Raw genomic sequence first — 23,803 nt, 5'->3', positions numbered from 1 at the left:
CGTCCCTCCCTTTCATCGGGGAGGGGCAATCTTAACCGGGGCATAAAACAGGGGCATTTTCCGGCGGGGTTGGTCCGTCGGGTCTTGTTTCATTGTTCTAGAGGAAGATGGCTGGGGTGGTAGGATTCGAACCTACGGTACACTGTACCAAAAACAGTTGCCTTACCACTTGGCTACACCCCAACGTGGGGGGCTAATTAGTCCGTCCCCGCGTCCTGTGCAAGCCCTTTTTCGAGCCTTTTGTGAAAAACCTGAAGGACAAAGGAAAAAGCGCTCAGACGGGGGGATGCAGGCGGAGGCGCCGCGCCGGGAAGGCGCGGCGTTCCATCAGGCCGAAACCTGTTCGCGCAGCACCGCAGCGGTGAGCGAGGCCAGAAGGTAGATGCCGGAAAACACCAGCATTGCCAAAAGCGTATTCTCGAATTTGCGCGGATATGTCGGCTCATCGGGGGCGACGGGGCGGGAGGACAACGACAGGTAGCGCACCTGACGGTTGGCCTCGACACGCGCCATTTCAAGCGCCTGAATGGCAGAGGCGGCCATCGCCTGACGTGTCGCCAGATCGACCTCGGCCATGCGCAATTCGGCGGTGATCCGGGCCAGAGAGTCGGCGCCTTCGTTCGCCTGCGTCAGCTGCGCGCGCAAATCCGTGATCAGGTTGTCAAGCCGACGGATGTCGCCCTGCGTGCCCTCGACACGCGCCTGGTTCGGGCGCGAGTTGTCCAGAAGTTGTTGCAGTTGCAGCCGCTTTTGCTGCAGTTGCGTCTCAAAGGCGGAGACCTGCGACATGATCGCGGCGGTTTCCGCATCCGGCGAAATGATCCCCAGCTGTTCCTGCAGCTGCACGATCTTTTCCTGCGCCGCGATCATCTTGGCCTCAGTGTCATCGAGGCTCTCGCGCGCACCCTTCATCTGGTCCTCGCGCAGGCGCTGGGTCATCTGGTCGACCTGTTCCTCGGCATAGGCGATGAGGTGGTCGGAGAAATCCTGTGAAACCTGCGGATCGGCGGCCACGACCTCCATCCGCAACAGGCCTTCTGTCGGGTCATAGCCGATGGAAACACGATCCAGATAGACCTTGTAGGCCTCTTCATTGGTCGGGTTTTCCGGCAGGCGTTGCAGCGGGTCGATGGCGTCGGAGGAGAAATGCGCCTTGAAACCGGTGTCGGCGTCAAGACGCAGCATCGCTTCGCGTGAGGTCAGGTAATCCTGCACGGTGATCGAATCCTGCGACGTGGCCAGAGGGCTGCCGGACAACAGTCCGCCAATGCTACCGCCAGCCGAAGGGGCTTCGGATTGCTGGATGATAAAGGCCGATTTGGTCGCATACATCGGCGTCGCCAATGTATAGAAATAAATCCCCGCGAGGATCGTCGGAATGCCGACAAAAACCGCCAGGCGGGCGGCAAGCAAGGCCATTTTGCGGCGACGCCGCCGGGCGATGTCTTGCTGGATTTGCGAAATCTCACCATCGCGGGTCAACCGGTCAAGGATGTCCTTGGAGGGCAGATTGGGTTTGTTCTCCACGGTCTTGGGCAGTTTCGGCCCCTCTGTCGTGGTCAGTTCACGCGACGGTTCCTTGCCTTCCGTGGTCACCATATCGAGCATGGCACCGCGTTGAAACGGGTCGATCCCCGCCTTGCGCAAAAGCCGTACCGCGTCGAAATCCGAGGTCGCAGGAAGCCCGTGTTTCTGTGCCACGCGCCGGGCCAGACGCAATTGCCGACCCGTTAGCCCCTCGCGTCGGATCGCGTCGATGTCGGCGTCGATCGCGGTCTCGTCCGCCGGGGTGATGTCGCCATGAAGGGCGTTGTCCTCAGGCGCGTCACCACGCCCCAGAGAGCGCGCGACGCCGCCTTGCGGACGGGCGCGTCGGCTGGGTTGCGATTTGGCCTCAGCGGCCTCTGCGGCGGCGGAGCCAGGGAAGGGCGCGTCGCCAAAGCCATCTGTGCTGGCGTCCGTGTCAAAGAGTTTGTCGTCATCTAGGATGTCGCCGGTCTTCGCCGCAGAAGGCGCCGGGTTCTCAATGATCGGATCGAGCTCCGGCGCAGCAGAGGCCCCCGCCTGAGACGAAGCGGCGCGCGGTGTCCGACGGACGCGGAATTTCTGGGCTTTAACCTTCGTAGTCATAGAGTGCCTTTGCCTCTTCCAGCGTGTCGAACATATAAAGTTGGCCGTTTCTGAGAACGGCAGCAGAACGACAGAATTTTTCTAGTGTGGCGGCCTGATGCGAGACCACGACGATGGTGGTGCGCTCAAGCCGTTCGCGCAGGATGCTGCCTGCTTTGCGGTTGAAATTGACATCTGCGGTGGAGGGCATGCCCTCGTCGATCAGATACATATCGAAATCGAGCGCCAGCAACAGCGCGAAGGACAGGCGTGACCGCATCCCGGCGGAAAATGTCGCCACGGGCATTTCGAAATATTCGTCCAACTCGCAGAGCCAACGGCAAAACGCCTCCACGTAGTCGGGATCGAGATCGTAAAGCTCGGCGATGAACCGCACGTTTTCGCGCGCGGTGTGTTTGCCCAACAGCCCACCCATGAACCCCAAAGGGAAGGACACGCGACAACTGCGGCGAATTTCGCCCTCGTCGGGTTTCTCAAGGCCCGACATCATGTTGATGATCGTGGTCTTGCCCGTGCCGTTGGGCGCCAAAATGCCGAGAGAATTGCCAAGCTCCACGCGAAAAGAGGCGCGATCAAGGATCACCTTGCGCTGCTTGCCGGTCCAGAAGGACTTGCTGACATTGTCAAATTCGAGCATCTCTACGCGCCCTGATACTGCCTCAACACCCAACCCTTAACGGGGCTTGTTAAGGGAACGTCTTAAACGGTCATTCCGGCCATATTATGTCGCCGCGCGCGCGGTAAATCCATCTATGATCGCGCAAATGTGGCAGGAATGCGGCCAAATCGCAAGTTTTTGACCTTGCGAGGGAAACGGTGGCGCGGTCGCAGGGCCGATTCACGCGGATTGTTTCTTCACCCCGCACAGCTTGCCCGCCACGATCGAAACGGCAGCTGCGACAAAGGAGAACAGCGCACCCATCTTAGCCGCCGCCTGAATCGGGGTGTCGCCGAGCATGGCCGTGCCGTCAAAGGCCACCGCCGCAATAAACAGCGACACGGTAAATCCGATGGCCGCGACACAACCGATCACCAGAAGATCGATGGTTCGCATCCCGGCAGGCAGACCCAGCCGCAACACATGCGCGGCAAAGGCGCCCATGACCAGAACGCCCACAGGTTTGCCGATCAAAAGTCCTGCCAGAACCAACCATGTCGGATCGCCGATGGCGTTGAACTCAACGCCCGCGTTCAGCAAGCCAAAGAAGAACAGGATGACCTCGACCGGACTTTTGAGCTTGTGCTCGATGTCGTTCAACAGGTCATGCAGGTGCTCTTCTGCGGCGGCAAAAATCCCGAAGGCGCGGTCCGCGTGCGGGATGGTCGGCACGATGGGCAAGAGGCCCAGAGCCGGGTGAATGCCCGCGCGCATGAAGCCGTACCAGGAAATGCAGCCCGCGATCAGATAGGGCCAGAAGGTCATGTTTTTGCGCACCCAGGTCGAATTCGGACGCAGCTGATTGCCCGCATCCATCTTGCGCGGCAGCCAGTTGGCGAGGACAAATACCAACACGGCGGCAGCCAAGGACAGCAAGAGCCACTGCGGGGCCAATTCGCCGGTCGGATAGAATATCGCCAGGATCACAAGGCCAGCCGCATCGTCTGCGATGGCCAAAAGCAACAGGAAGCGCACCGCCGGATGCCCTGCGCCAAAGACCACGCGGCCCACCAGATAGGAAAACGCGATGTCGGTCGCGGTCGGCACGGCCCAGCCGTTTTTCACCGCATCGAAGGTGTCGGAGCCCATGATCAACGCGAGGCCCAGATAGACCGCGATGGGGCCCAGCATCCCGCCAGAGGTGGCGATCAGGGGCGTGGCGGCTTTCTTACCGCGCAGGCTGCCGTTCTTGAGGATCACCGCCTCCCAGACCTCTTTCGCGGCGATGGCAAAGAAGAAGGCCATGAAGAGATCGTTGAACAGGTAATGCAGCGTCAAGGTGCGATGGACATGACCGTGATCGTCGACATGGGCGTGGCCGATAAAGAAATTCTCGGCAATCGGGTATTCGACAAACGCGTGGTAGGACTGGGCATCCACATTCGCCCAGATCAGCGCCAAAATCGCACCGATGATCAAGAGCAGCGAATAGTTGGTGATAAAATTCCAGACCTTATACATGCTCAGCCCTTTTTAACCCGATCCCGTCGGTTTGGGGGCACCCTGTGGTCGGATGTTCACCAAACCCTATAGCCGGGATAATTCAACTGGGCTTTCAGAGCAAGCGCGGGCCGTGAAAGCCCGCGCGTGCAAGTGGGATTAGAAGGCTGACCAGATCACCCCGGCCAGAACCGCGCCGATGAGGGCAAAGCCGATATAGGCGGCAAAGACGCGGGGTTTCACAAGTGCCCAGACCGCCACCGCCGCCGGGATACAGGAAATGCCGCCCGCAATCATAAAGGACATGGCGGCGCCCTCGGCCATACCTTGCGAGATCAGCCCGGACATCAGCGGCACGGCGGCAAAGCCGTTGAGATAGGCGGGCGCACCGATGACGGCGCCGATCAGGATCGGCTTGAGGCCCTCACCGCCCATCACAGAGGCGATCACATCGGCGGGCAGGTAGGACAGCATGACGCTTTCGAGCGCATAGGCCACCAGCATCCATTTGCCCAAGAAAAGAAGGTTCTTGAGAAAGCTCGATTTGAAGGTCTCGATGCGATCCTGATCGCGCCAAAACGTCCAATTCGGTTTGCCACGCAGGCCGGACGTGGCGCAGCAGGAGGGTTTGTCAAAGGCCTTGAGCGGGTCGGCAAACAAAGCGGTCCCGCCCAAAAGTTTGACGCCCAATCCGCCCAAAAGCCCGATGCCCACGGCGGCGACGGTTTTGGCGACGGCGAAATCCATGCCCAACTCGCCCGCAGTGACAAAGAACATCGCCGGGTCCATCAGCGGCGAGGCCAGCCAAAAGGCCATGACGGCGGACAAAGGCACGCCGACGGCCAGCGAGGCGGCGATAAAGGGGATGACTTGACAGGAGCAAAAGGGCGAAATGCCGCCCACAAGCGCCGCGACAAAGATCATCTGCATCTCGCGGCCTGCGAAGGCCCTGCTCAACAGGGTCTCGGCGCCCGTGGCCTGAACGTAGGCGGTGGCGAGAATGGCGAACAATAGGAAGGGCGCGGCCTCCCACAGGGCTTCCAGTGTGAATTTGAAAGTCGGGAGCAGGTTTGCGGGGTCAAAGAGCGCAACCGCCAAGATCACCATCCCTGTGAGCAGGAGCGCCTTGTCGAGCCGCTTCCAAAGTTGCGGGAGGCGGGGCGGAGTTTGGGTGAGATCAGTCATGGCAATGGGCCTCCGGGGTGCAGGTGTCATCTGTGCAGTCGGCGCAGCATTCGTCCAAAAGACCGGTGAGCTGGCTTTGCAGCTGGTCGTAATCGGCGGCGATGCATATCACCGACCGGCCTTGTTTTTCCTGTTTCACGACGCCGACGGCGGCGAGTGTTTTCATGTGATGCGTGAGCGTCGCGCCGGTGATGCCGGTGCGATTGCCCAGCTCTCCGATCGACAATCCTTTCGGTCCGGCGCGCAAAAGCGTGCGTAGAACGGACAGGCGTTGTTCGGAGCCCAAGGCGGAAAACAGGCTTGCGGCCTCCGCGAGGGATAGATCATCGAATTGCGCGTGCGGTCTTGGGGCGGACATAGGGAACTCCGAAATGTGATTCATTTCTATATTTCTAAAAATATCAAAATGAGTCAAGTGGCCAATTCCCTGCCGCCGCGCTACAACCTCAAAATGACACTCGCTCAGGACATCCAGACCTGTCGCCTCTGCGCGGATCGCTTTGCCGTCACGGCCACGCGGCACAGCCCGCGGCCGGTGGTCTGGTTCCGCCCCACGGCGCGCATTCTGGTCGCCGGACAGGCCCCCGGCGCGCGGGTGCATGAAAGCGGGCGGCCCTTTACCGATGCCTCGGGCGAGCGGCTGCGGGCGTGGTTGGGGCTGGATGAGGCGGTGTTTTATGACCGCGACCGGATCGCGATCGTGCCGATGGGCTTTTGCTTTCCGGGCTACGACGCCAAGGGATCGGACCTGCCGCCGCCCGCGCTCTGTCGAGAAACCTGGCACGACAAGGTGATGGCGGAGCTGACCGATCTGGAGCTGATCCTGCCCGTGGGTCTGCATGCGATCCGTTATCATACGGGTCACAAAGGTAGCCTGACCGAGGCGGTGATGAACTGGCGCGCCGATGCGCCGCGTCTCTTTCCCTTGCCTCATCCGTCCTGGCGCAATACGGCTTGGCTCAGGAAAAATCCGTGGTTCGAGGCCGAGCTATTGCCGGACCTGCGCGCCCGTATCCAAACGCTGTTGTGAGAGATGAAATGACCGAACAGACCCCGATTGATCTGGCCCATGCCGCGATGCAGGCCTCCCCCGACGACGACAACGCCCGTCTGCGGTTTTTCGAACGGGTGGCCGATGGCGAATGGTTCCTGCTTTTGGAGGAGGAACATGACGGCGAAGGCCCGATCACGCCGCGTGTCTTTCCGGTCGAGGCGGATAACTTTGTGCTGGCCTTTGACCGCGAGCAACGTCTGGCGGAATTCGCGGGCCATGCGCCCTATGCCGCCATGTCGGGACGCGTTTTGGCGGAGATGCTGGCGGGGTCGGGCTATGGTCTGGGGCTGAACCTGTCGGTGGCGCCGTCTGAAATGCTTTTGCCGGGGGCGGCGGTAGATTGGCTTCATGCGACTTTGGGCAATGCGCCCTCAGAGGCCCACGGCAAAGCCGAGGAGATTTTTCCGCCCGCAGGTCTTCCCGAAGCGCTGATCGTGGCGCTCGATGCCAAACTGGCGATTGCAGGCGGTTTGGCGAAGCTCGTCTATCTGTCCGGCGTGAAATACGAAGACGGGGTGCGCTCGCATCTCTTGGCTTTCGTGGATCACATCCCCGGTGCTGAGGATGCTTTGGCAAAACTGGTTTCTGAAGCGCTGATCTTTTCGGGTGTCGAAGCGGGGGCTTTGGATGTGGCGTTTTTCAAATCCTCTGACCCGCTCTGTGCGCCTTTGGCCCGCTTTGGCCTGCGGTTCGATTTGCCAGCCCCCGAGCCGATCTCGACCGGCCCGTCGGCGCCGGGCATGGACCCGACCGCCCCGCCGAAACTGCGGTGATGTGAGTATTTTTCGCAGCAAAGGAAACGCAATGGTTGAGGTCAGTAGCCTGCGCTGCGGTCCACGAGATGCAGGAGCGGCTCACCCGCCTCCGAGCGCCGGATGTTTTCCGCGATGACGCCGGAGGCGGTGTTGGCGCGGGTCTCGGCGGCGATATGGGGCGTGACCGTGACGTTGGGATGCGCCCAATAGGGATGATCGGCGGGCAGGGGCTCTGTGCGAAAGACGTCGAGCGTGGCGTGGCCGATCTGATCGCTGTTCAAGGCGGCCAAAAGCGCGTCATCGTCGATCAGCGTGCCGCGCCCCGGATTCACGATCCGCGCGCCTTTGGGCATCAGCGCAAGCGTGTCAGCGTTCAGTGTGTTTTGCGTCGCCGCCGTGTCGGGCAGGAGGGTGACGAGGATCTCGGCGGCGCTCAGCGCCTGAGCGAGGTCATCGGGGCCGTTGAGGCATGTGAGACCGTCAATCCCTTTGGGGCGCCGAGACCAGCCGGTGACGTCAAAGCCAAGTTGCGCGAGGGCCACGGCACAGGTCTGCCCCAATTCGCCAAGTCCCAGAACCGTCACGCGGCGATCCTTGGCCAGAGGCGGCGTGATGTGGTCCCATTGGCCGTTCAGCCCGTGGATATGACGATCCATGCTGAGGTGATAGCGCATCACATGGCCAACGACATAATCCCGCATCCCAAGTGCAAGGCCCGGATCGACCATGCGACACAGGGGCTGGGTCAGCGTCGGATTTGGGGCGATTTTCTCGACCCCGGCCCAGAGGCTCAACACGGCTTTGGCATTCGCGTAGGGTGTGAAATCCCTGAGCGCGTCATTAGGGGCGTAGACGATGTAATCGACCTCTTCGGGCGACGCGTCTCGGGTGAGGCGCGCGTCCAGACCGGCGTTTTCCAAGGCTTTCGTCAGCACGTCTTCGTAGGTAGGCCAAATCCGCTCGGGCGCGGAAAATAACAGGGTCAGCGTCATCTTTTGCCTTACCTTTTGCTGCGGGGCCTGTGGACATGCGCCGATTGCACAATGCCGAAGGCGGCCAGCAGCACGAGCATCGCCGAGCCGCCATAGGACACCAGCGGCAGGGGCACGCCCACAACAGGCATCAGGCCCATCACCATGGACATATTCACCGCGAAGAACAGGAAAAACGTGGCCGCGATGCCGATGGTCACCAGCGCGCCGAAGCGGTCTTTGTTGTTCATCGCGGAGACCAGACAAAAGACGATGATCGCGGCGTAGAGCGCCAAAAGCGAGAAGGCGCCGACAAAGCCGAATTCCTCCGCCAAAGTGGTGAAGATGAAGTCGGTGTGCTTTTCGGGCAGGAAGTTCAGGCGCGACTGTGTGCCCTGCATGAACCCGCGTCCGGTCCAGCCGCCGGAGCCAAGCGCGATCTTGGCTTGGGTGATGTGATAGCCAGCGCCCAGAGGATCGGCGGAAGGATCGAGGAAGGTGTCGATCCTGCGGTATTGATAGTCGTTGAGCAATTGCCACGGCGTGCCGCGCGAGGCGAAAACAGCGGTGATCAGCCCGGCGAAAAGCGCGATGACCACGCCGAAATAGATCCAGCTCACCCCCGCCGCGAACATCACGATGGCGCCGCCCGCAACCAAGAGGATCGAGGTGCCGAGGTCGGGCTGTTTGAGCACGAGGAAGGTCGGCACGAGGATCAGCACGACGGGGATCAGAACCCACAAGGGCCGCGAGACTTTCTCCATAGGCAGCCAGTCGTAATAGGCCGCCAAAAGCATCACGAGAGAGATTTTCATCAACTCGGAGGGCTGAAGTTTGATCGGGCCAAGATCGATCCAACGCTGCGCGCCCATGCCGACGTGGCCGAAAAACTCCACGAAAATCAAAAGCAGGAAGGAAAAGATATAGGCCAGCCCCGCGATGTTGCGCCAAAACCAGATCGGCACCATGGCGATCATCAGCATTGCCACGATCCCCAGCGCAAAGCGCTTCATCTGTGGTTCTGCCCAGGGCTGAAATGAGCCGCCCGCGTTGGAATAGAGCATCAGAAAGCCGACCGAGGCGACAGCAGAGAGCAACACCACGAGCGCCCAGTTCAGGTAAAGCACCTTGGCGATGCCTGTGGGCACCGTCTTGAGCGTGCTTTCGAGATAGCTCATGCTTGGCTCCTCTCGTCGCTCTCACTCTCATCGCCAAGCAGCGGCAGGGTGCGAAAACGCTCGCGGATGGTATTGCGCTGCGAGCTTGGATAGGCCTCAAGCGGTGGTACGGAGCCATGCAGCGCAAAGAGCATCAGATCGCGGGCAATCGGCGCGGCGACAGAAGACCCGCCGCCGCCATGTTCGACCACAACGGAAACGGCATAACGCGGCGCATCATAGGGCGCATAGGACACGAACAGCGCGTGGTCGCGTTCTTCCCATGGCACGTTCTTGTTGTTGACCACGGCCGAGCGCACCTGCGATGTGCCGGTCTTGCCCGCCATCCGCAGTGTTTCATCCGCGATGCGCGAGGCATAGGCCGTGCCGCGGTTGGAGTTCAGCACTTCGAACATGCCCTGACGCACCGCGCGCAGCATGTTTTCGTTGATGTCCAGTGGCCCGCCCCCCAGCACCGGCTGTTCGACCCCATTGATCGAACGGACAACGCGGGGGATCACTTCGCGGTTCGTGGCGAGACGGGCGGTCATCACGGCAAGCTGCAAGGGCGTGGCCAGAACAAAACCCTGTCCGATCGAGGCGTTGAGACTGTCGCCGACGACCCAATCCGCACCGCGATTGGCCAGTTTCCACTGTTTGTCCGGCATGAGGCCCGAATTGATCCCCGACAGCGGCAGGTCATAGGTCTGACCCAGCCCAAGTTTGCGGCCCATTTCGGCGATTTTTTCGATGCCAGCGCGCTGGGCCATCTCATAATAATAGACGTCACAGGAATGGCGCAGAGATCCCACGAGGTTCACATTGCCGTGGCCTGCGCGTTTCCAGCAGTGAAACCGCCGCCCGCCGACCTCCGTGTGGCCCAGACAGCGCACGGTTTCCTCCGGTGAAACCACCCCGGCATCCAAAGCCGCCAGCGCCGTCACCATTTTAAAGGTCGAGCCGGGGGGATAGGCGCCTTGCACGGATTTCGCGGGCAGGGGGCGGTGGTCGTTTTCCAACAACGCATTGTAATTGGAGACGGAAATGCCGCGCACGAAGAGGTTCGGATCGAACGCAGGCGTCGACCCGGCGGCGATGATGTCGCCGGTCTCCACGTCCATCACCACGGCGGCGGCACTCTCGGTGCCCAGACGCGCCTGCACGAAATTCTGCACCTTGTGATCGACGGTCAGTTGCACGTTCGAGCCGGGTTGACCCTCTTGGCGGTCCAGCTCGCGGATGATCCGGGCATGCACGTTCTGCTCGACACGTCTGAGCCCCGCCTTGCCCTTGAGCGTGTCTTCGAGCTTGGCCTCGATGCCGAATTTACCGAGCTGGAATTTCGGAATTTTGTAAACCGGATCGACCGTCTCCATCCGGGAGATGTCATAGCTCGACACCGGGCCGACATAGCCGACGAGATGGGCGAAATCACTGTGCAGCGGATAATAGCGCGACAGGCCGACCTCGGGTGTCACCCCCGGAAGCGCGGGGCCGTTGGCAGAGACGAGGGAGAAGTCCTCCCAGCTCAGGCGATCCGCGATGATCACAGGCGCAGAGGGGCCGGCTTTTTTCAACTCGTCGCGCACACGCGCCTGATCCTCGGCGGTGATGCCGATCAGCTCTTCGAGCTTGATCAAAACGGCGTCCAGTTCGGCGGAATCTTCTTTGCGGATCACCACACGGAGCGTCTGTTCGTTTTCCGCCAAAAGCGCGCCGTTGCGGTCGTAGATCAACCCGCGCGCGGGCGCCAAAAGGAAATCGCGAATGCGGTTTTCCTCGGCCAAAAGCCGGAAGGTGTCGGCCTGATCGACCTGCAAATAGCGCATTCGCAGACCCAAAGCGCCCATGAAAGCCACCTGAGAGCCGCCCAGAAACAGCGCGCGTCGGGTGATCTTGCGGGCGGAGGCGGCGTTTTCCGTAGGCGTTCGTTTCATCGCACATACCTCATCTCATCGGCCTCAGAGGGCGTGATCTTGGCGATGCCAAGCCCGTAATGGGAGATGGCAATGACGATAGGATAACTCAAGATCGTCGAAATTTGTCCCAAAATAGCCAGCCCCAGAGAGGTCTGATCCACCATGAAAATCGCGAGGCTCAAGCGATAGGTCACCGCCATTGCCAGCATGACGCCTGCCACCATCGCCCATTCGATGGCAAAGGGCAGATCGCGCGAAGTGGGTTCGCGGCTACGCAGGAATTCGAGGCCCATGATGCTGAGCGCGGCCCAAAGCCCCGGCGGGCGCAGGAAGATGAAATCGGCCAAAAGCATAACGGCGGCCACAAGAAACACCGGCACGTAATCTGGGCGTCTGAGGACCCAGGCAAAGGCGAAGGCGAGGATCAGATCGGGCCCCGGCCAACGACCTGAGCCGACTTGCAGCGGCAGAAGGTAGAAAAACGTCGCCAAGGCGGTGATCAACAGAAATACGCCGCGAAAGGACCATTTGCGCACCGTGCGGGGGTCAACCATTCTCGGCCTCCGCGCTTTGGTCTGTGTCTTCGACCCCGTCGATTTCGGGCTGCGGGTCTTCGCGTTCCGGGATGATCAAGGCGCCGGGGTCCGTGATGCGTTCGCTCTGATGGGTGCGCAAGACGCGCAGGTAATCCATCCGCTCGTAGTCGGCGGCCAAAATGACGCGCAGGCGCCGGTCCGGGCCCTTGGCGACCTGACCGATCAGAATGCCCGGCGGGAACACCCCGCCATCGCCCGAGGAAATCACCCGATCACCGGGGCGGACAAGCTCGGGCGTTTCGATGAAATCGAGCGAGGGGCGGATGGAATTGTCTCCCGACAGAATGGCGCGCTGGCCCGAGGGCTGGATCGTCACCGGCAGGCGCGAGTTGCTGTCGGTCAAAAGAATCACCCGCGCGGTGTTCTGGCCCACGCCGGAAATCCGGCCCACAAGGCCGATGCCGTCCATCGTCGCCCAGCCGTCCATGATCCCATCGCGCGCGCCGACGTTCAAAAGCACGGATTGCCGAAACGGCGAGCCGCTGTCGGCCATCACGACGCCGGTGACATAGGTGTAGCGCGGGTCTATCCGCACCTTGTTCAGGTCGAGAAGTTTGGCGTTCTTCTGTTCCAGCTGAAGCGCGGCTTCTTTCCAGGCCTGCATCTGACGCAGCTCGTTGCGCAATTCCTGGTTCTGGTCGTAAAGCCGTTGATAACTTTGGAAATTCTCGATCATTCCGATGGTCTTGGTGACCGGCACCAAGGCCCACTCGAAGGAGGGCACCACCTTGTCGACCAGCCCCGCGCGAAGCCGCTCGACCCGGGGGCTGTCGATACGCCAAAGGATGAAGAGGCCGATAAAGCACAGGAGCATGACGCCGATCAGCAAACGCCGGATCGGGCGGACATAGGTTTCCGAATTGCCCTTGTTTCTGGCCATCTATCCTCCGGACCCGCGCGCCGGGCATGCCGCCAGACAATGTGCCGGGGAGGCGCCCAAAAGGCGCGAGCCCTCAGCTGTCGTAATCAATAACGTGCCGGAGTTGTTTCTCATATTCCAGCGCTTTGCCAGTGCCCAGAGCCACACAATTGAGTGACTCGTCGGCCACCGAAATGGCAAGGCCGGTCTGTTCGCGCAGCGCCAGATCCAACTCGCCCAAAAGCGCACCACCGCCCGTCAGCATCACACCACGGTCGACGATGTCGGCGGCGAGATCCGGGGGCGTGGTTTCCAAGGCGGTCATCACCGCCTCGCAGATTTGAATGACCGGCTCGGCCAGCGCTTCGGCGACCTGTGCCTGGTTGATCTCGATCTCTTTCGGCACACCGTTCAACAGGTCGCGCCCGCGAATGGTCAGCACCGCGCCACGTCCGTCATCGGGCATCCGGGCGGTGCCGATGGTGGTCTTGATGCGCTCGGCGGTGCCTTCGCCGATCAAAAGGTTCTGTTGGCGGCGGAGGTAGGCGATGATGGCGTCATCCATCCGGTCGCCGCCGACACGCACGGAGCGCGCGTAGACGATGTCGCCCAGCGACAGAACGGCCACCTCGGTGGTGCCGCCGCCGATGTCCACAACCATGTTGCCGGTCGGATCGGTGATCGGCATGCCCGCCCCGATAGCCGCCGCGATGGGTTCGGCAATCAGCCCGGCCTTGCGCGCACCGGCGGAGAGCACGGATTGACGGATCGCGCGTTTCTCGACGGGGGTCGCGCCATGCGGCACGCAGACGATGATCTTCGGCTTGGAGAAGGTGGTGCGTTTGTGGACCTTGCGAATGAAATGTTTGATCATTTCCTCGGCGGTGTCGAAGTCGGCGATCACACCTTCGCGCATCGGGCGGATGGCTTCGATAGAGCCGGGAGTTTTGCCGAGCATGTGTTTGGCGTCTTCGCCCACGGCCAGCACCTGTTTGCGGCCGTCTTTGACGTGATAGGCCACAACGGAAGGCTCATTGAGGATGATGCCCTTGCCTTTGACATAGACCAGCGTGTTCGCCGTGCCCAAGTCGATTGCCATGTCGGAAGAGAAAAGTCCCGCAAATCCTGCCATATTTATGCCCCGTATGCCCCGTTTAGCCAAAGTGGCCAGCCGCGAAGGGGAGAATCCCCCCGTATCGGCAGACTTATAGGGGGCGTGGTGGCTATGGAAAAGGGGGCGATATGGCGGGTTTTGGCGAAGACTTGCTCAAAACCTCTTTTTGAACATGAAAAAGGCGCCCACAAAGGAGCGCCTCTTCACAATTGCCTGAAAAGAATGCGGCGCAGCAATATCAATTCAGTGTGGCAACGTTTTTCGCTCAATCTGATTCAGATGAAACGAAAAACGCTTTAGCTGGCGTCCGTGTATTTGATCTCACGCACATCGGCGTTGGGCGCGGTTTTGCCGCGACGCACGATCAGGCGGTTCAGCGCGTTGACATAGGCCTTGGCGGAGGCAAAGACCGTATCCGTGTGCGAGCTTTGCCCGGTGGAAATCCGCCCGTCCTCTTCCATCCGCACCATCACGGTGGCCTGCGCGTCGGTGCCTTCGGTGACGGCCTGCACCTGATAGAGCTGCAAACGCGCCTGCGTCGGGTAGAGCGTCTTGATCGCTTTGAAAGTCGCGTCCACCGGACCGTCGCCCTCGACCGTGCAATGGCTTTCGACACCATTGATTTCGAGGATGATGTCGGCGGTTTGCGGCGCTTCGGAGCCACAAATCACGCGCAGATGCTTGATCTTGATGACCTCGTTCTGGCTGTCGGCCCCGGTGGCTTGCATCAGCGCGACGATGTCGTCATCGAGCACTTCTTTCTTGCGGTCGGCCAACTCCTTGAAGCTGACAAAGAGGTCTTTCAGCTGGTTGTCGCCCAAGGTGTAGCCCAGCTCGTCGAGCTTGGCGCGCAGCGCGGCACGCCCGGAGTGTTTGCCCAAAGGCAGGGAGGTGCCCGACAGACCCACGTCCTGAGGACGCATGATCTCGAAGGTTTCCTTGTTCTTCAGCATGCCGTCCTGGTGAATGCCGGACTCATGCGCAAAGGCGTTCTTGCCGACGATGGCCTTGTTCGGCTGGACCGCAAAGCCAGAGACCTGCGACACGCGACGCGAGATGTTCATGATCTTCGTCGTGTCGATCCCGGTCGAAAACGGCATCACATCGTTGCGCACCTTGAGCGCCATGACGACCTCTTCGAGCGCGGTGTTGCCCGCACGTTCGCCCAGACCGTTGATCGTGCATTCGATTTGACGCGCACCGGCTTCGACGGCGGCCAGAGCGTTGGCGGTCGCCATGCCCAGATCGTTGTGACAGTGCGTGGCAAAGACGATCTCATCGGCGCCCGGCACGCGCTCGAGCAGCATGCGGATGATGTCGGCACTTTCGCGCGGCGTGGTGTAGCCCACAGTGTCGGGGATGTTGATCGTGGTGGCGCCCGCCTTGATCGCGATCTCGACGACGCGGCAGAGGTAATCGTGCTCGGTGCGGATCGCATCCATCGGCGACCATTGCACATTGTCCGTCAGGTTGCGGGCGTGGGTTACGGTCTCGTGGATCTTGTCCGCCATCTCATCCATCGAAAGCGCCGTGATGTCACGGTGCAGGGGGGAGGTGCCGATAAAGGTGTGAATCCGGGGACGCGCGGCATGACGCACGGCTTCCATGCAGCGGTCGATGTCGCGCAGGCTGGCGCGGGCCAGACCGCAAATCACGGAGTTCTTGGAATTCTTCGCGATCTCGCTGACCGCTTCGAAATCGCCCTCTGAGGCAATCGGGAACCCCGCCTCGATGATGTCCACGCCCATCTCGTCGAGCATGGCGGCGATCTCGAGCTTTTCATTGTGGCTCATGGTCGCGCCGGGGGATTGTTCGCCGTCCCGCAGGGTCGTGTCGAAAATCAGGACGCGGTCCTGTTTGGATGTCTCGGTCATTTTGAAATCTCTCTTTTAGTCCTTAGCGTTTCTCTCCGGCGCATGCGGTCACCTCTGAGCATCGCGCCGTCGGCACGCTCAGAGGCAGCTAAGAAGGAGGAGGCCACGACGAAGCGCCGCACCAGCGTGCGGGGGCAAGGCAAAATGGCATGCCGCGATATGTGTCGTGCTCGTCATGGGGTCGGAATATACTCCGCGCGGACGGCTTGAAAACCCCAAAAATCCAAAAGTCCGATTTTGAACCATATTGAGCGCGGAGGCGTACTGTCTCTGAGAGGGTAGAGATATGAAAGCATTGGTTATTGGCGCCTCGGGCGGGATCGGCGGGGCCGTCTGTCGCGGGTTTGCGGCTCAAGGCATGTCGGTCACAGGCCTATCGCGGCGCGAAGACGGGTTGGACGTCACCGATCCCGACAGCGTGGCACGGCATCTTGGCGCCCTAGAAGGTCCGTTCGAGCGCGTGGTGATTGCCACGGGGAAACTCGACGGGGCAGGAGCACCGCCAGAGAAATCGTTGCGGATGTTGAGCGCCGAGGCGCTGTTGGACCAATTCGCCACCAATGCCATCGGCCCGGCTTTGATCCTGCGGGAATTGCCTCGGCTCTTGCCAAAAGATGCGCCCTCGGTGGCGGCGGTTCTGACCGCGCGTGTGGGCTCTATCGGCGACAACACTTTGGGCGGCTGGTACAGCTACCGCGCGGCGAAAGCGGCGGCCAATCAATTGACCCGCACGGCGGCCATCGAGATCGCGCGCAGTCATAATGAGGCCTGCCTCATCGCCTATCACCCCGGTACGGTCGCGACGAAATTCACCGAAGGCTACAGCCGTGACAAATTGAGCCCCGAGGAGGCCGCCCGCCATCTGATCGACGTCATGGCGGCGCGGGACGCGGGCGACACCGGGCGATTTTATGACTGGAAAGGCGAAGAGGTGCCGTGGTGAGCCGTGTCATTTTGATCCTTGGCGATCAGCTGTCCCCTGAGATGTCGTCGCTCGAAGAGGGCAACAAAACCCGTGATCTGGTCGTCATGGCGGAGGTCGCCGCCGAGACCGATTATGTCCGGCATCACCCGAAAAAGATCGCGCTGATCTTTGCCGTCATGCGCCACTTCGCTGAAGAGTTGCGCGCGGCGGGCTGGCAGGTGGCCTACACAAAGCTCGATGATGACGACAACACGCAGTCGCTTTTGGGCGAAGCGCGGCGGCGGGCGCAAGCGCATGGCGCGGATGAGATCGTCATGACGGAGGCCGGGGAATGGCGGCTGAGGCTTGAGGCCGAAGAAAGCGCCCTCCCGGTGCGGCAACTCCCGGACACGCGATTTATTGCGACAGAACAGGAATTTACCGACTGGGCCGAGGGGCGCAAGGCGCTTCGGATGGAGTATTTCTACCGTGAGATGCGGCGCAAGACCGGGCTTTTGATGGACGGCGACGCGCCCTGCGGCGGGCAGTGGAATTTCGATCATGACAATCGCAAACCCGCCTCGGATGATCTGTTCCGGGCCAAGCCTCTGACGTTCGAGCCAGATGAGATCACCCGCGCGGTGCTCGATCTGGTCGAGGCGCGGATTGGCGAAAATTTCGGAGAGTTGCACCCGTTCACCTATGCCGTGACACGCCAAGACGCGGACCGCGCGCAGCAGCATTTCCTCGACCATCACTTGCAGGATTTCGGCACCTATCAGGACGCGATGCTTTCAAATGACCGTGTGCTGCATCACTCGCTTTTGTCCGCCTATCTCAACATTGGCCTGCTGGACCCGCTGGCGCTCTGCCAAGCGGTTGAGGCGCGTTATCGCGACGGCAAAGTGCCGATCAACTCCGCCGAGGGTTTTATCCGGCAAATCCTCGGCTGGCGCGAATATGTGCGGGGGCTGTATTTTCTCAAAGGCCCCGACTATCCACATCAGAACAAGCTCAACCATCAACGCGGCCTGCCCGCGCTCTATTGGGGCGCTGAGACCCGGATGAACTGCCTGTCGCATGCCGTGACCCAGACCCGTGAAGACGCCTATGCCCACCACATTCAGCGCCTTATGGTCACCGGTAACTTCGCACTTTTGGCCGGGGTCAATCCGAAAGAGGTGCATGAATGGTATCTCGCCGTCTATATCGACGCCTTCGAGTGGGTCGAGGCGCCCAACACGGTGGGGATGAGCCAATTTGCCGACGGCGGGATGATCGCCTCCAAACCCTATATTTCCTCGGGCAATTACATCCACAAAATGTCGGATTACTGCGGCGACTGTACGTATTCAGTGACGAAAAAGACGGGGGAGGGCGCCTGTCCCTTTAACCTGCTCTATTGGCATTTCCTCGACCGTCATCGCGAGCGCTTCAAAGGCAATCCGCGTATGGGCCGGATGTATCGCACCTGGGATCGGATGGATGAGGGGAAGCGCGCGGTGATATTGAAAGAGGCGACCGCATTTCTGGACCGCCTCTCAAAAGGGGAAACCGTTTAGAGTTATTCAGAGGCCGCAGGCGTCTCCGTCTCGGGCGCATCCTCAGACACCAAAGCCCCATCGACCCATTCGCCCGACACCACCTTGCCATCGGCATAGGTGATCGTGCCGTGGCCGTTGGATTTGCCCGCGACAAACATGCCCTCATAGCTGTCGCCATTGGGGTAGGTCGCCTTGCCGCGGCCCTGAATTTCGCCGTCTTTCCATTCGCCGGTATAGGAGAACCCCGAAGCCATCTGAATCGTGCCGATCCCGTCGCGTTTGCCCGCCACGTAATCGCCCTCGTAGACCGTGCCGTCGACATAGGTGGCTTTGCCTTTGCCCTGACGCTGGCCATCGACCCAGTCGCCGTCGTAGACGAAGCCGTCGGCGTAGGTCATCTTGCCCTTGCCGTGGTTCTGCGCGTTCCGGAACTCGCCCTCATAGGTCAGCCCGCCTGCGTAGCGCGCCACGCCCGTGCCGTCGATCACGCCATATTGCCAATCGCCCTCGTAGGTCGTGCCATTGGGATAGGTGATTTTGCCCTTGCCATGCGACAGGTCATCGAGGAAGTCGCCCACGTAAACCGAGCCGTCCGGGTAGGTCACCTGACCCTGTCCTTCGATCCGCCCCTCGGTCCATGCGCCGACGTAGAGATAGCCATCCGCGCCAGTAAACGTACCTTGGCCGTCGCGTTTGTCGTCGTCAAAGCTGCCTTCATAGACGTCGCCATTGGCGTAGGTCACCTTGCCCTCGCCCTGACGTTTGCCGCCGACCAGCTCGCCCACGAAGACATCTCCGTTGGGCTGCGTGATCGTGCCTTGGCCGTTGCACTGGTTGTCCACCCAGTTGCAGTCGAGAATCATCCCCTCGTCTGTGGTCAGAATACCCGGTCCGTGGCGCATGTCGCGGGCCATTTCGCCCTCGTAGGTGGCACCCTCGGGATAGGTGATCGTGCCACGGCCTTCCTTGACGCCGTTGACCCAGCCGCCTTCGTAGATATAGCCGGTGGGGCTCTCCAAGCGTCCTTGTCCGTGGTGTTTGGCGGCCAGAAAACCGCCTTCGTATTTCACGCCATTGGCATAGACCGCAACGCCCGATCCGGTGGCTTCGCCCTCGGCCCAGTCGCCCTCATAGGTGCCGCCGTCCGCATAGGTGATCTTGCCAAAGCCGTCGGGTTTCCCCTTGGCAAAGGCGCCCTCATAGACCGAGCCGTCGGTAAACCGCGCAAGGCCCTGGCCCTTGATCTCGCCCATCACCCATTCGCCGGTGTATTCATAGCCGTTCGGCAGGCTGTAGGTGCCGACACCGTCCTGCAAACCGTCCTTGAACGTGCCTTCGTAAATCCCGCCTTCTTCGAACTGGCGGGTCTCCACTTTTCCGCTGTCTTGCGCCAACATGGCCGTTGGCAGGGCTGGCATGGCCCCGATCATCGTTGCCGCGAAAAGCGTGATGCGCATTCGTGTCACTGTCTTACGTCCCATTCCCGATGAGGTCATGTGTCTGCCTGTGCTGCCAAGAGGAGCTAGGTGGACTTGTTCTAAGTTCTGGACCTTCCGCATCCTGTCGGGGGCCCCGTCGCGCGCCAGACTAGGGGTAAGACACGCGGTCTTCAAATGTTTTTCCCGTGAGCGCCTTTCCCTTGGGCGTCATTCTGCTAAACCATGCGTGAGACTTCAGGATACATGAGTGCCATGACCGAGACCTTCCGCCAGACCACCTTCCGCCTGACCCTGGCCCAGCTCAACCCGAGTGTGGGTGCGATTGATGCCAATGCCGACAAGGTCCAAAGCGCGTATGCCGAGGCCAAAGCGGCAGGTGCCGATATGATCGTCTTTCCGGAGCTGTTCCTGATCGGCTATCAGCCGCAGGATTTGGTGATGAAGCCCGCTTTGGTGAACACGGCCATGGCCAAGGTCGAGGAACTGGCCGCTTTGACAGTCGATGGTCCCGCCATCGGGGTCGGCGCGCCCTATTCCTATGGCGATGCGCTTTACAACGGCTATTGGATTCTGGCCGAGGGCCGCGTCAAACAGGTGCTGCGCAAACATCACCTGCCGAATTACAAGGTCTTCGATGAGGTGCGCCTCTTTGCCTCTGGTCCCGTCGAAGGTCCCTACGCCATCGGTCCGCTGCGCATCGGCTCACCGATCTGCGAGGACGCGTGGTACGAGGACGTCGCCGAGGCGCAGGTCGAAAGCGGGGCGGAGATTCTGATCGTGCCCAACGGCTCGCCCTATTATCGCAACAAATTCAACACGCGGCTCACCCATATGGTGTCGCGCGTGATCGAGAATGACGTGCCTCTGGTGTATTTGAACATGGTTGGCGGTCAGGACGATCAAGTCTTTGACGGCGGCTCTTTCGTGCTCAATCGTCACGGCAAACCGGCGCATATCCTGCCGGCTTTTGCCGAAGAGCTGCGCCATGTCGATTTCGAGAAAGCCGACGGGTGCTGGGTGGCGCTCGAGGGCGAGGTGACCCCGCAGCCGGATGAGTGGGAGCAGGACTATCGCGCCATGGTCGAGAGCCTGCGCGATTACCTTGGCAAAACCGGGTTCAAAAAGGTCGTTCTGGGCCTGTCCGGCGGTATCGACTCGGCGATTGTGGCGACGATTGCCACCGATGCGCTGGGCGCCGAGAATGTGCATTGTGTGATGCTGCCGTCGGAATACACTTCGCAGGGCTCTCTGGAGGACGCTAAGGACATCGCCAATCGTCTCGGGTGCCGCTACGACTTCGTGCCGATCACGCAAGGCCGCGATGCGATCACCGACACGCTTGCGCCGATCTTTGGCGACCTGCCGTTCGATACGACCGAGGAAAACATCCAGTCGCGTCTACGGGGGCTGCTCCTGATGGCGCTGTCGAACAAATTTGGCTCTATGTTGCTGACAACTGGAAACAAATCCGAAATGGCCGTCGGCTATTGCACCATCTATGGCGATATGAATGGCGGCTATAATCCGATCAAAGACCTCTATAAAACCCGCGTCTTCGAGCAATGCCGCTGGCGCAATGCGAACCATCGCGATTGGATGAAGGGCCCCGAGGGCGAGGTCATCCCCGTCACGATCATCGACAAACCGCCCTCGGCGGAGCTGCGCCCCGATCAGCGCGATGACGACAGCCTGCCGCCCTATGAGGTGCTGGACGCGATCCTCGAAGGATTGGTGGACCGCGAGGAAAGCGTGGCCGATCTGGTGGAGGCTGGTTTTGATCGCGCGACCGTCAAACGCGTCGAACATCTGCTTTATATCTCCGAATACAAACGCTTCCAATCCGCGCCGGGCACCCGTCTGACGCCGCGTGCCTTCTGGTTGGATCGTCGCTATCCGATCGCAAGCCGCTGGCGCGACCCGAGCTGACGCATTCCTCTTGCCCTGTGCGATGTGCGGCGTTAGACAGCGCGCTTTCTGACAAGGAGGCGCGCTATGGAACTCACGGTTGGCATCGACTTCGGCACCTCGAATTCTGCGCTGGGCCTTGCGGTCAACGGCACGCCTTGGCTCGTCGAGCTTGAGCCGGGGGAAAAGACCCTGCCGACGGCGGTGTTCTTTGATCCGCGTGGCAATATGCGGCTTGGATCGGCGGCCAATAAGGCGCTGATCGACGGCGATGAAGGTCGCTATATGCGGGCGCTCAAATCCGTGTTGGGCACGCCACTTTTGCGCGAAACCCGTCCCATCGGCGGCAAGCGTCAGAGCCTTTTGGACGTCATCGCGCAATTTCTGACCGTGCTGAAAACCCGCACCGAAGAGCAGCTGCGCCAACCTGTGACGGGCGTCGTTTCCGGTCGTCCGGTGCATTTCCATTCGAAAGATGCCGAGCGCGACGCGCAGGCGGAACGCGATCTGCGCGAGGCCTATGAGATGGCCGGATTTTCCCGCATCCGCTTTCTGGCCGAACCCGAAGCGGCGGCGCTGGCCTCCAAGGATTTGCAATCGGGCGAGATCGGGCTGGTCGTCGACATCGGCGGCGGCACTTCGGATTTCACGCTGTTTCGCAAGGCAAATGGCAAGGTCGAGGTGCTGGCCTCCCATGGTATTCGCCTTGGCGGCACGCATTTCGACCGCGCGCTGAGCCTTGCGCATGCCATGCCTCTCTTGGGCGCAGGCACCGAATTGAAACGCACGTTTGGCAAGGGCCTTTTGCCGATGCCGACGCAGATTTTCAACGACCTTGCCACATGGCAAAACATCCCCTTTCTCTACACCCGCGACACGTTGACGAAAGTTGAGGATCTTCACGCCCATGCGGTGGAGCCGAAAAAACTCGAACGTCTCGTCGAGGTGATCGAGGCCGAGCTGGGCCATGATGTCGCTTTCGCCGTCGAGGCGGCGAAGATCTGCGCCAATGGCGGGGCTGCGTCCCAGATTGATCTGGCGCTTGTCGAAAAGGGCCTGTCTGCGCCCTTGACCCCTGCCGCTTTGGCAGAAGATTTGGCGGGTTACAGGGCTGAGCTTTCAGAGGCAATCACGGCCATCCTGTCGCTTGCGGATCTCAAGGCAGATGCCGTCGGCGCGGTCGTCTATGTTGGCGGCTCAAGCCTCATGCATGTGGTCGAAGCGGCCTGTCAGACAGTGCTGCCCGAGGCCCGTGCGCTGCGCGGCGAGGCCTTTACGGCGGTCGTCGATGGTCTCGCCTTGGCCTCTGCCGAGGGCGCGTAAACGTCAGAGCGCAATCAAGTCGCAGCCCGGCAAAAGTCGCGCCACCTCTTTGGAGGAGCAAAGCTGTGTGCCTGCGCTCAAAACGGCGGCGGAGGCGGCGGCTGTGCCGAAACGCAGCGCCTCTTGCATCGTATCGCCACGGGTGAGCGCCAATGAAAACGCCCCCACGAAACTGTCGCCCGCCCCCACGGCGGAGACCACCTCTTCGGGATTGATCGCCCGCGAGGCGTGCCAGCGTCCGGTCGCATTGGCAAGCGTCGAGCCGTCCGCGCCGCGCGCGACAATGACGTTTTCGGCGACCCCTTTGGCCACCAGCTCCGAGGCAAAATCCGCCGTGTCCTCGCGCGTCGGAAGCGGGTGCCCCGCCAAATCTTCTGCCTCGACATCATCCATTCTGAGCACATAGGGATTGGCCGTGTGTTTCACCAATTCGTGCAACGGCTGCCCCGAAGTGTCGACAAAAAGCTGCACGCCTTTCGCAGCCAGATGACGCGCCAGACGGGCCGGGTAATCCATCGGCACGCCCGGCGGCTGTGAGCCGGAGAGCACGACGACACCGCTCGCGGGCGCGGCTTGTGCGATGGCGTTGAGCGACTCGTTGACCATCTCGTGGTTCCAATAGGGCCCGGGCATGACAAAGCGGTATTGCTGTCCGGTCTCTTGTTCGGTCACGGCGATGGATTGCCGGGTTGCACCGCCGGTGACGGAAAAGGCGGTGAAGCGCACGTGTTCTTTTGCCAAAAGCCGCAAAAGCTGTGCGCCTGTTTCGCCGCCAACGGCGGTAAAGGCGGTACTCTCTCCGCCCAGAAATTTGATCGCGCGCGACACGTTGATGCCGCCGCCACCGGGATCGGCCTCCGGTGTGACACAGCGCAGTTTCGGCCCTGCTTCGACGCTTGCGGTCGTGGTGGACAGGTCCACGGTCGGGTTCAATGTGATGGTCAGGATATGGGCCATGGGTATCTCCGAGTCACGA

General features: G+C 61.0%; 20 protein-coding genes and 1 tRNA gene. 6 read left to right on the top strand and 15 right to left on the bottom strand.

Annotated features, from left to right (window positions below; translation table 11 throughout):
• Positions 1-108: 108 nt before the first annotated feature.
• The 6 genes from ACN0X0_RS19410 to ACN0X0_RS19385 all read right to left on the bottom strand — a co-directional run bounded on the left by ACN0X0_RS19410 (position 109) and on the right by ACN0X0_RS19385 (position 5,771).
• Positions 109-183, bottom strand: a tRNA-Gln gene (locus ACN0X0_RS19410).
• A 144-nt stretch (positions 184-327) separates the two neighbouring features.
• Entirely contained in the window at positions 328-2,130 is a 1,803-nt protein-coding gene (locus ACN0X0_RS19405) for a capsule biosynthesis protein (protein ID WP_417280530.1), read from the bottom strand.
• Positions 2,114-2,767 carry an ABC transporter ATP-binding protein gene (locus ACN0X0_RS19400; RefSeq protein WP_226552364.1) on the bottom strand — a complete coding sequence of 218 codons (654 nt, stop codon included), beginning with the start codon at positions 2,765-2,767 and terminating at the stop codon, positions 2,114-2,116. Before ACN0X0_RS19400 ends, ACN0X0_RS19405 begins: the two co-directional genes overlap by 17 nt.
• Positions 2,768-2,968: 201 nt before the next feature.
• Positions 2,969-4,249 (bottom strand): Na+/H+ antiporter NhaA, encoded by a 1,281-nt coding sequence (locus tag ACN0X0_RS19395; protein WP_417280529.1) that lies wholly within the window; start codon positions 4,247-4,249, stop codon positions 2,969-2,971.
• 138 nt (positions 4,250-4,387) lie between these two features.
• Complete coding sequence (locus tag ACN0X0_RS19390) at positions 4,388-5,413, bottom strand: permease (RefSeq protein ID WP_417280528.1); 1,026 nt, start codon at positions 5,411-5,413, stop codon at positions 4,388-4,390.
• On the bottom strand, positions 5,406-5,771 hold the full coding sequence (locus ACN0X0_RS19385; protein WP_417280527.1) for an ArsR/SmtB family transcription factor: 366 nt from the start codon (positions 5,769-5,771) through the stop codon (positions 5,406-5,408). The genes ACN0X0_RS19390 and ACN0X0_RS19385 overlap by 8 nt, the downstream gene beginning before the upstream one ends.
• A 93-nt stretch (positions 5,772-5,864) precedes the next feature.
• Between ACN0X0_RS19385 and ACN0X0_RS19380 the strand changes: the two genes are divergently transcribed.
• Entirely contained in the window at positions 5,865-6,443 is a 579-nt protein-coding gene (locus tag ACN0X0_RS19380; RefSeq protein WP_417280532.1) for a uracil-DNA glycosylase family protein, read from the top strand.
• An 8-nt stretch (positions 6,444-6,451) separates the two neighbouring features.
• Positions 6,452-7,240 carry an SseB family protein gene (locus ACN0X0_RS19375; protein ID WP_417280526.1) on the top strand — a complete coding sequence of 263 codons (789 nt, stop codon included), beginning with the start codon at positions 6,452-6,454 and terminating at the stop codon, positions 7,238-7,240.
• Between the two features lie 41 nt (positions 7,241-7,281).
• On the opposite strand, the gene ACN0X0_RS19370 is transcribed toward ACN0X0_RS19375, so the two are convergent.
• From ACN0X0_RS19370 to ACN0X0_RS19340, 7 genes are all read right to left on the bottom strand, one after another.
• A complete protein-coding gene (locus ACN0X0_RS19370) occupies positions 7,282-8,214 on the bottom strand; it encodes a 2-hydroxyacid dehydrogenase (RefSeq protein WP_417280525.1) in 933 nt (310 codons plus the stop codon).
• 8 nt (positions 8,215-8,222) lie between these two features.
• The gene (rodA, locus tag ACN0X0_RS19365) at positions 8,223-9,371 is read right to left on the bottom strand and encodes a rod shape-determining protein RodA (RefSeq protein WP_417280524.1); all 1,149 of its coding nucleotides are present in this window, start codon (positions 9,369-9,371) and stop codon (positions 8,223-8,225) included.
• On the bottom strand, positions 9,368-11,287 hold the full coding sequence (gene mrdA, locus ACN0X0_RS19360) for a penicillin-binding protein 2 (protein ID WP_417280523.1): 1,920 nt from the start codon (positions 11,285-11,287) through the stop codon (positions 9,368-9,370). Before mrdA ends, rodA begins: the two co-directional genes overlap by 4 nt.
• Entirely contained in the window at positions 11,284-11,823 is a 540-nt protein-coding gene (locus ACN0X0_RS19355; RefSeq protein WP_417280522.1) for a rod shape-determining protein MreD, read from the bottom strand. Before ACN0X0_RS19355 ends, mrdA begins: the two co-directional genes overlap by 4 nt.
• Positions 11,816-12,745, bottom strand: a complete 930-nt coding sequence (mreC, locus tag ACN0X0_RS19350) for a rod shape-determining protein MreC (RefSeq protein ID WP_417280521.1) — start codon at positions 12,743-12,745, stop codon at positions 11,816-11,818. Before mreC ends, ACN0X0_RS19355 begins: the two co-directional genes overlap by 8 nt.
• 73 nt (positions 12,746-12,818) lie before the next feature.
• Positions 12,819-13,856, bottom strand: a complete 1,038-nt coding sequence (locus ACN0X0_RS19345; protein ID WP_321364936.1) for a rod shape-determining protein — start codon at positions 13,854-13,856, stop codon at positions 12,819-12,821.
• 278 nt (positions 13,857-14,134) lie between these two features.
• Positions 14,135-15,712 (bottom strand): 2-isopropylmalate synthase, encoded by a 1,578-nt coding sequence (locus ACN0X0_RS19340; protein WP_417264109.1) that lies wholly within the window; start codon positions 15,710-15,712, stop codon positions 14,135-14,137.
• Positions 15,713-15,998: 286 nt separating this feature from the next.
• On the opposite strand from ACN0X0_RS19340, the gene ACN0X0_RS19335 reads away from it, so the two are divergent.
• Together ACN0X0_RS19335 and ACN0X0_RS19330 are read left to right on the top strand one after the other, a co-directional pair.
• Positions 15,999-16,655: an SDR family NAD(P)-dependent oxidoreductase gene (locus tag ACN0X0_RS19335; RefSeq protein ID WP_417280520.1), complete on the top strand. Its 657-nt coding sequence runs from the start codon at positions 15,999-16,001 to the stop codon at positions 16,653-16,655.
• A complete protein-coding gene (locus tag ACN0X0_RS19330; protein ID WP_417280519.1) occupies positions 16,649-18,178 on the top strand; it encodes a cryptochrome/photolyase family protein in 1,530 nt (509 codons plus the stop codon). Before ACN0X0_RS19335 ends, ACN0X0_RS19330 begins: the two co-directional genes overlap by 7 nt.
• Positions 18,179-18,180: 2 nt before the next feature.
• Here ACN0X0_RS19330 and ACN0X0_RS19325 read toward each other — a convergent pair whose 3' ends face one another.
• Entirely contained in the window at positions 18,181-19,617 is a 1,437-nt protein-coding gene (locus tag ACN0X0_RS19325) for an MORN repeat-containing protein (protein ID WP_417280531.1), read from the bottom strand.
• A gap of 234 nt (positions 19,618-19,851) precedes the next feature.
• On the opposite strand from ACN0X0_RS19325, the gene ACN0X0_RS19320 reads away from it, so the two are divergent.
• Positions 19,852-21,525 (top strand): NAD+ synthase, encoded by a 1,674-nt coding sequence (locus ACN0X0_RS19320; RefSeq protein ID WP_417280518.1) that lies wholly within the window; start codon positions 19,852-19,854, stop codon positions 21,523-21,525.
• A gap of 66 nt (positions 21,526-21,591) precedes the next feature.
• On the top strand, positions 21,592-22,827 hold the full coding sequence (locus ACN0X0_RS19315; protein ID WP_417280517.1) for an Hsp70 family protein: 1,236 nt from the start codon (positions 21,592-21,594) through the stop codon (positions 22,825-22,827).
• A 3-nt stretch (positions 22,828-22,830) separates the two neighbouring features.
• Here the strand turns inward: ACN0X0_RS19315 and ACN0X0_RS19310 are convergent, their stop codons facing one another.
• Complete coding sequence (locus tag ACN0X0_RS19310; protein WP_417280516.1) at positions 22,831-23,784, bottom strand: 1-phosphofructokinase family hexose kinase; 954 nt, start codon at positions 23,782-23,784, stop codon at positions 22,831-22,833.
• Positions 23,785-23,803 lie beyond the last annotated feature (19 nt).

This window comes from Celeribacter sp., from assembly GCF_048270365.1.
Lineage (GTDB): Bacteria > Pseudomonadota > Alphaproteobacteria > Rhodobacterales > Rhodobacteraceae > Celeribacter.
This window is presented reverse-complemented; position numbering and strand designations above follow the sequence as displayed.

What these genes read in the sequence shown, in the direction of transcription:
- ACN0X0_RS19390 (WP_417280528.1), bottom strand. Translation starts at nt 5,413, where the DNA reads ATGACTGATCTCACCCAAACTCCGCCCCGCCTCCCGCAACTTTGGAAG.
- ACN0X0_RS19345 (WP_321364936.1), bottom strand. Translation starts at nt 13,856, where the DNA reads ATGGCAGGATTTGCGGGACTTTTCTCTTCCGACATGGCAATCGACTTG.
- ACN0X0_RS19310 (WP_417280516.1), bottom strand. Translation starts at nt 23,784, where the DNA reads ATGGCCCATATCCTGACCATCACATTGAACCCGACCGTGGACCTGTCC.
- ACN0X0_RS19385 (WP_417280527.1), bottom strand. Translation starts at nt 5,771, where the DNA reads ATGTCCGCCCCAAGACCGCACGCGCAATTCGATGATCTATCCCTCGCG.
- ACN0X0_RS19315 (WP_417280517.1), top strand. Translation starts at nt 21,592, where the DNA reads ATGGAACTCACGGTTGGCATCGACTTCGGCACCTCGAATTCTGCGCTG.
- ACN0X0_RS19380 (WP_417280532.1), top strand. Translation starts at nt 5,865, where the DNA reads ATGACACTCGCTCAGGACATCCAGACCTGTCGCCTCTGCGCGGATCGC.
- ACN0X0_RS19395 (WP_417280529.1), bottom strand. Translation starts at nt 4,249, where the DNA reads ATGTATAAGGTCTGGAATTTTATCACCAACTATTCGCTGCTCTTGATC.
- mrdA (WP_417280523.1), bottom strand. Translation starts at nt 11,287, where the DNA reads ATGAAACGAACGCCTACGGAAAACGCCGCCTCCGCCCGCAAGATCACC.
- ACN0X0_RS19355 (WP_417280522.1), bottom strand. Translation starts at nt 11,823, where the DNA reads ATGGTTGACCCCCGCACGGTGCGCAAATGGTCCTTTCGCGGCGTATTT.
- ACN0X0_RS19375 (WP_417280526.1), top strand. Translation starts at nt 6,452, where the DNA reads ATGACCGAACAGACCCCGATTGATCTGGCCCATGCCGCGATGCAGGCC.
- ACN0X0_RS19370 (WP_417280525.1), bottom strand. Translation starts at nt 8,214, where the DNA reads ATGACGCTGACCCTGTTATTTTCCGCGCCCGAGCGGATTTGGCCTACC.
- rodA (WP_417280524.1), bottom strand. Translation starts at nt 9,371, where the DNA reads ATGAGCTATCTCGAAAGCACGCTCAAGACGGTGCCCACAGGCATCGCC.
- ACN0X0_RS19400 (WP_226552364.1), bottom strand. Translation starts at nt 2,767, where the DNA reads ATGCTCGAATTTGACAATGTCAGCAAGTCCTTCTGGACCGGCAAGCAG.
- ACN0X0_RS19320 (WP_417280518.1), top strand. Translation starts at nt 19,852, where the DNA reads ATGACCGAGACCTTCCGCCAGACCACCTTCCGCCTGACCCTGGCCCAG.
- ACN0X0_RS19325 (WP_417280531.1), bottom strand. Translation starts at nt 19,617, where the DNA reads ATGCGCATCACGCTTTTCGCGGCAACGATGATCGGGGCCATGCCAGCC.
- ACN0X0_RS19405 (WP_417280530.1), bottom strand. Translation starts at nt 2,130, where the DNA reads ATGACTACGAAGGTTAAAGCCCAGAAATTCCGCGTCCGTCGGACACCG.
- mreC (WP_417280521.1), bottom strand. Translation starts at nt 12,745, where the DNA reads ATGGCCAGAAACAAGGGCAATTCGGAAACCTATGTCCGCCCGATCCGG.
- ACN0X0_RS19340 (WP_417264109.1), bottom strand. Translation starts at nt 15,712, where the DNA reads ATGACCGAGACATCCAAACAGGACCGCGTCCTGATTTTCGACACGACC.
- ACN0X0_RS19335 (WP_417280520.1), top strand. Translation starts at nt 15,999, where the DNA reads ATGAAAGCATTGGTTATTGGCGCCTCGGGCGGGATCGGCGGGGCCGTC.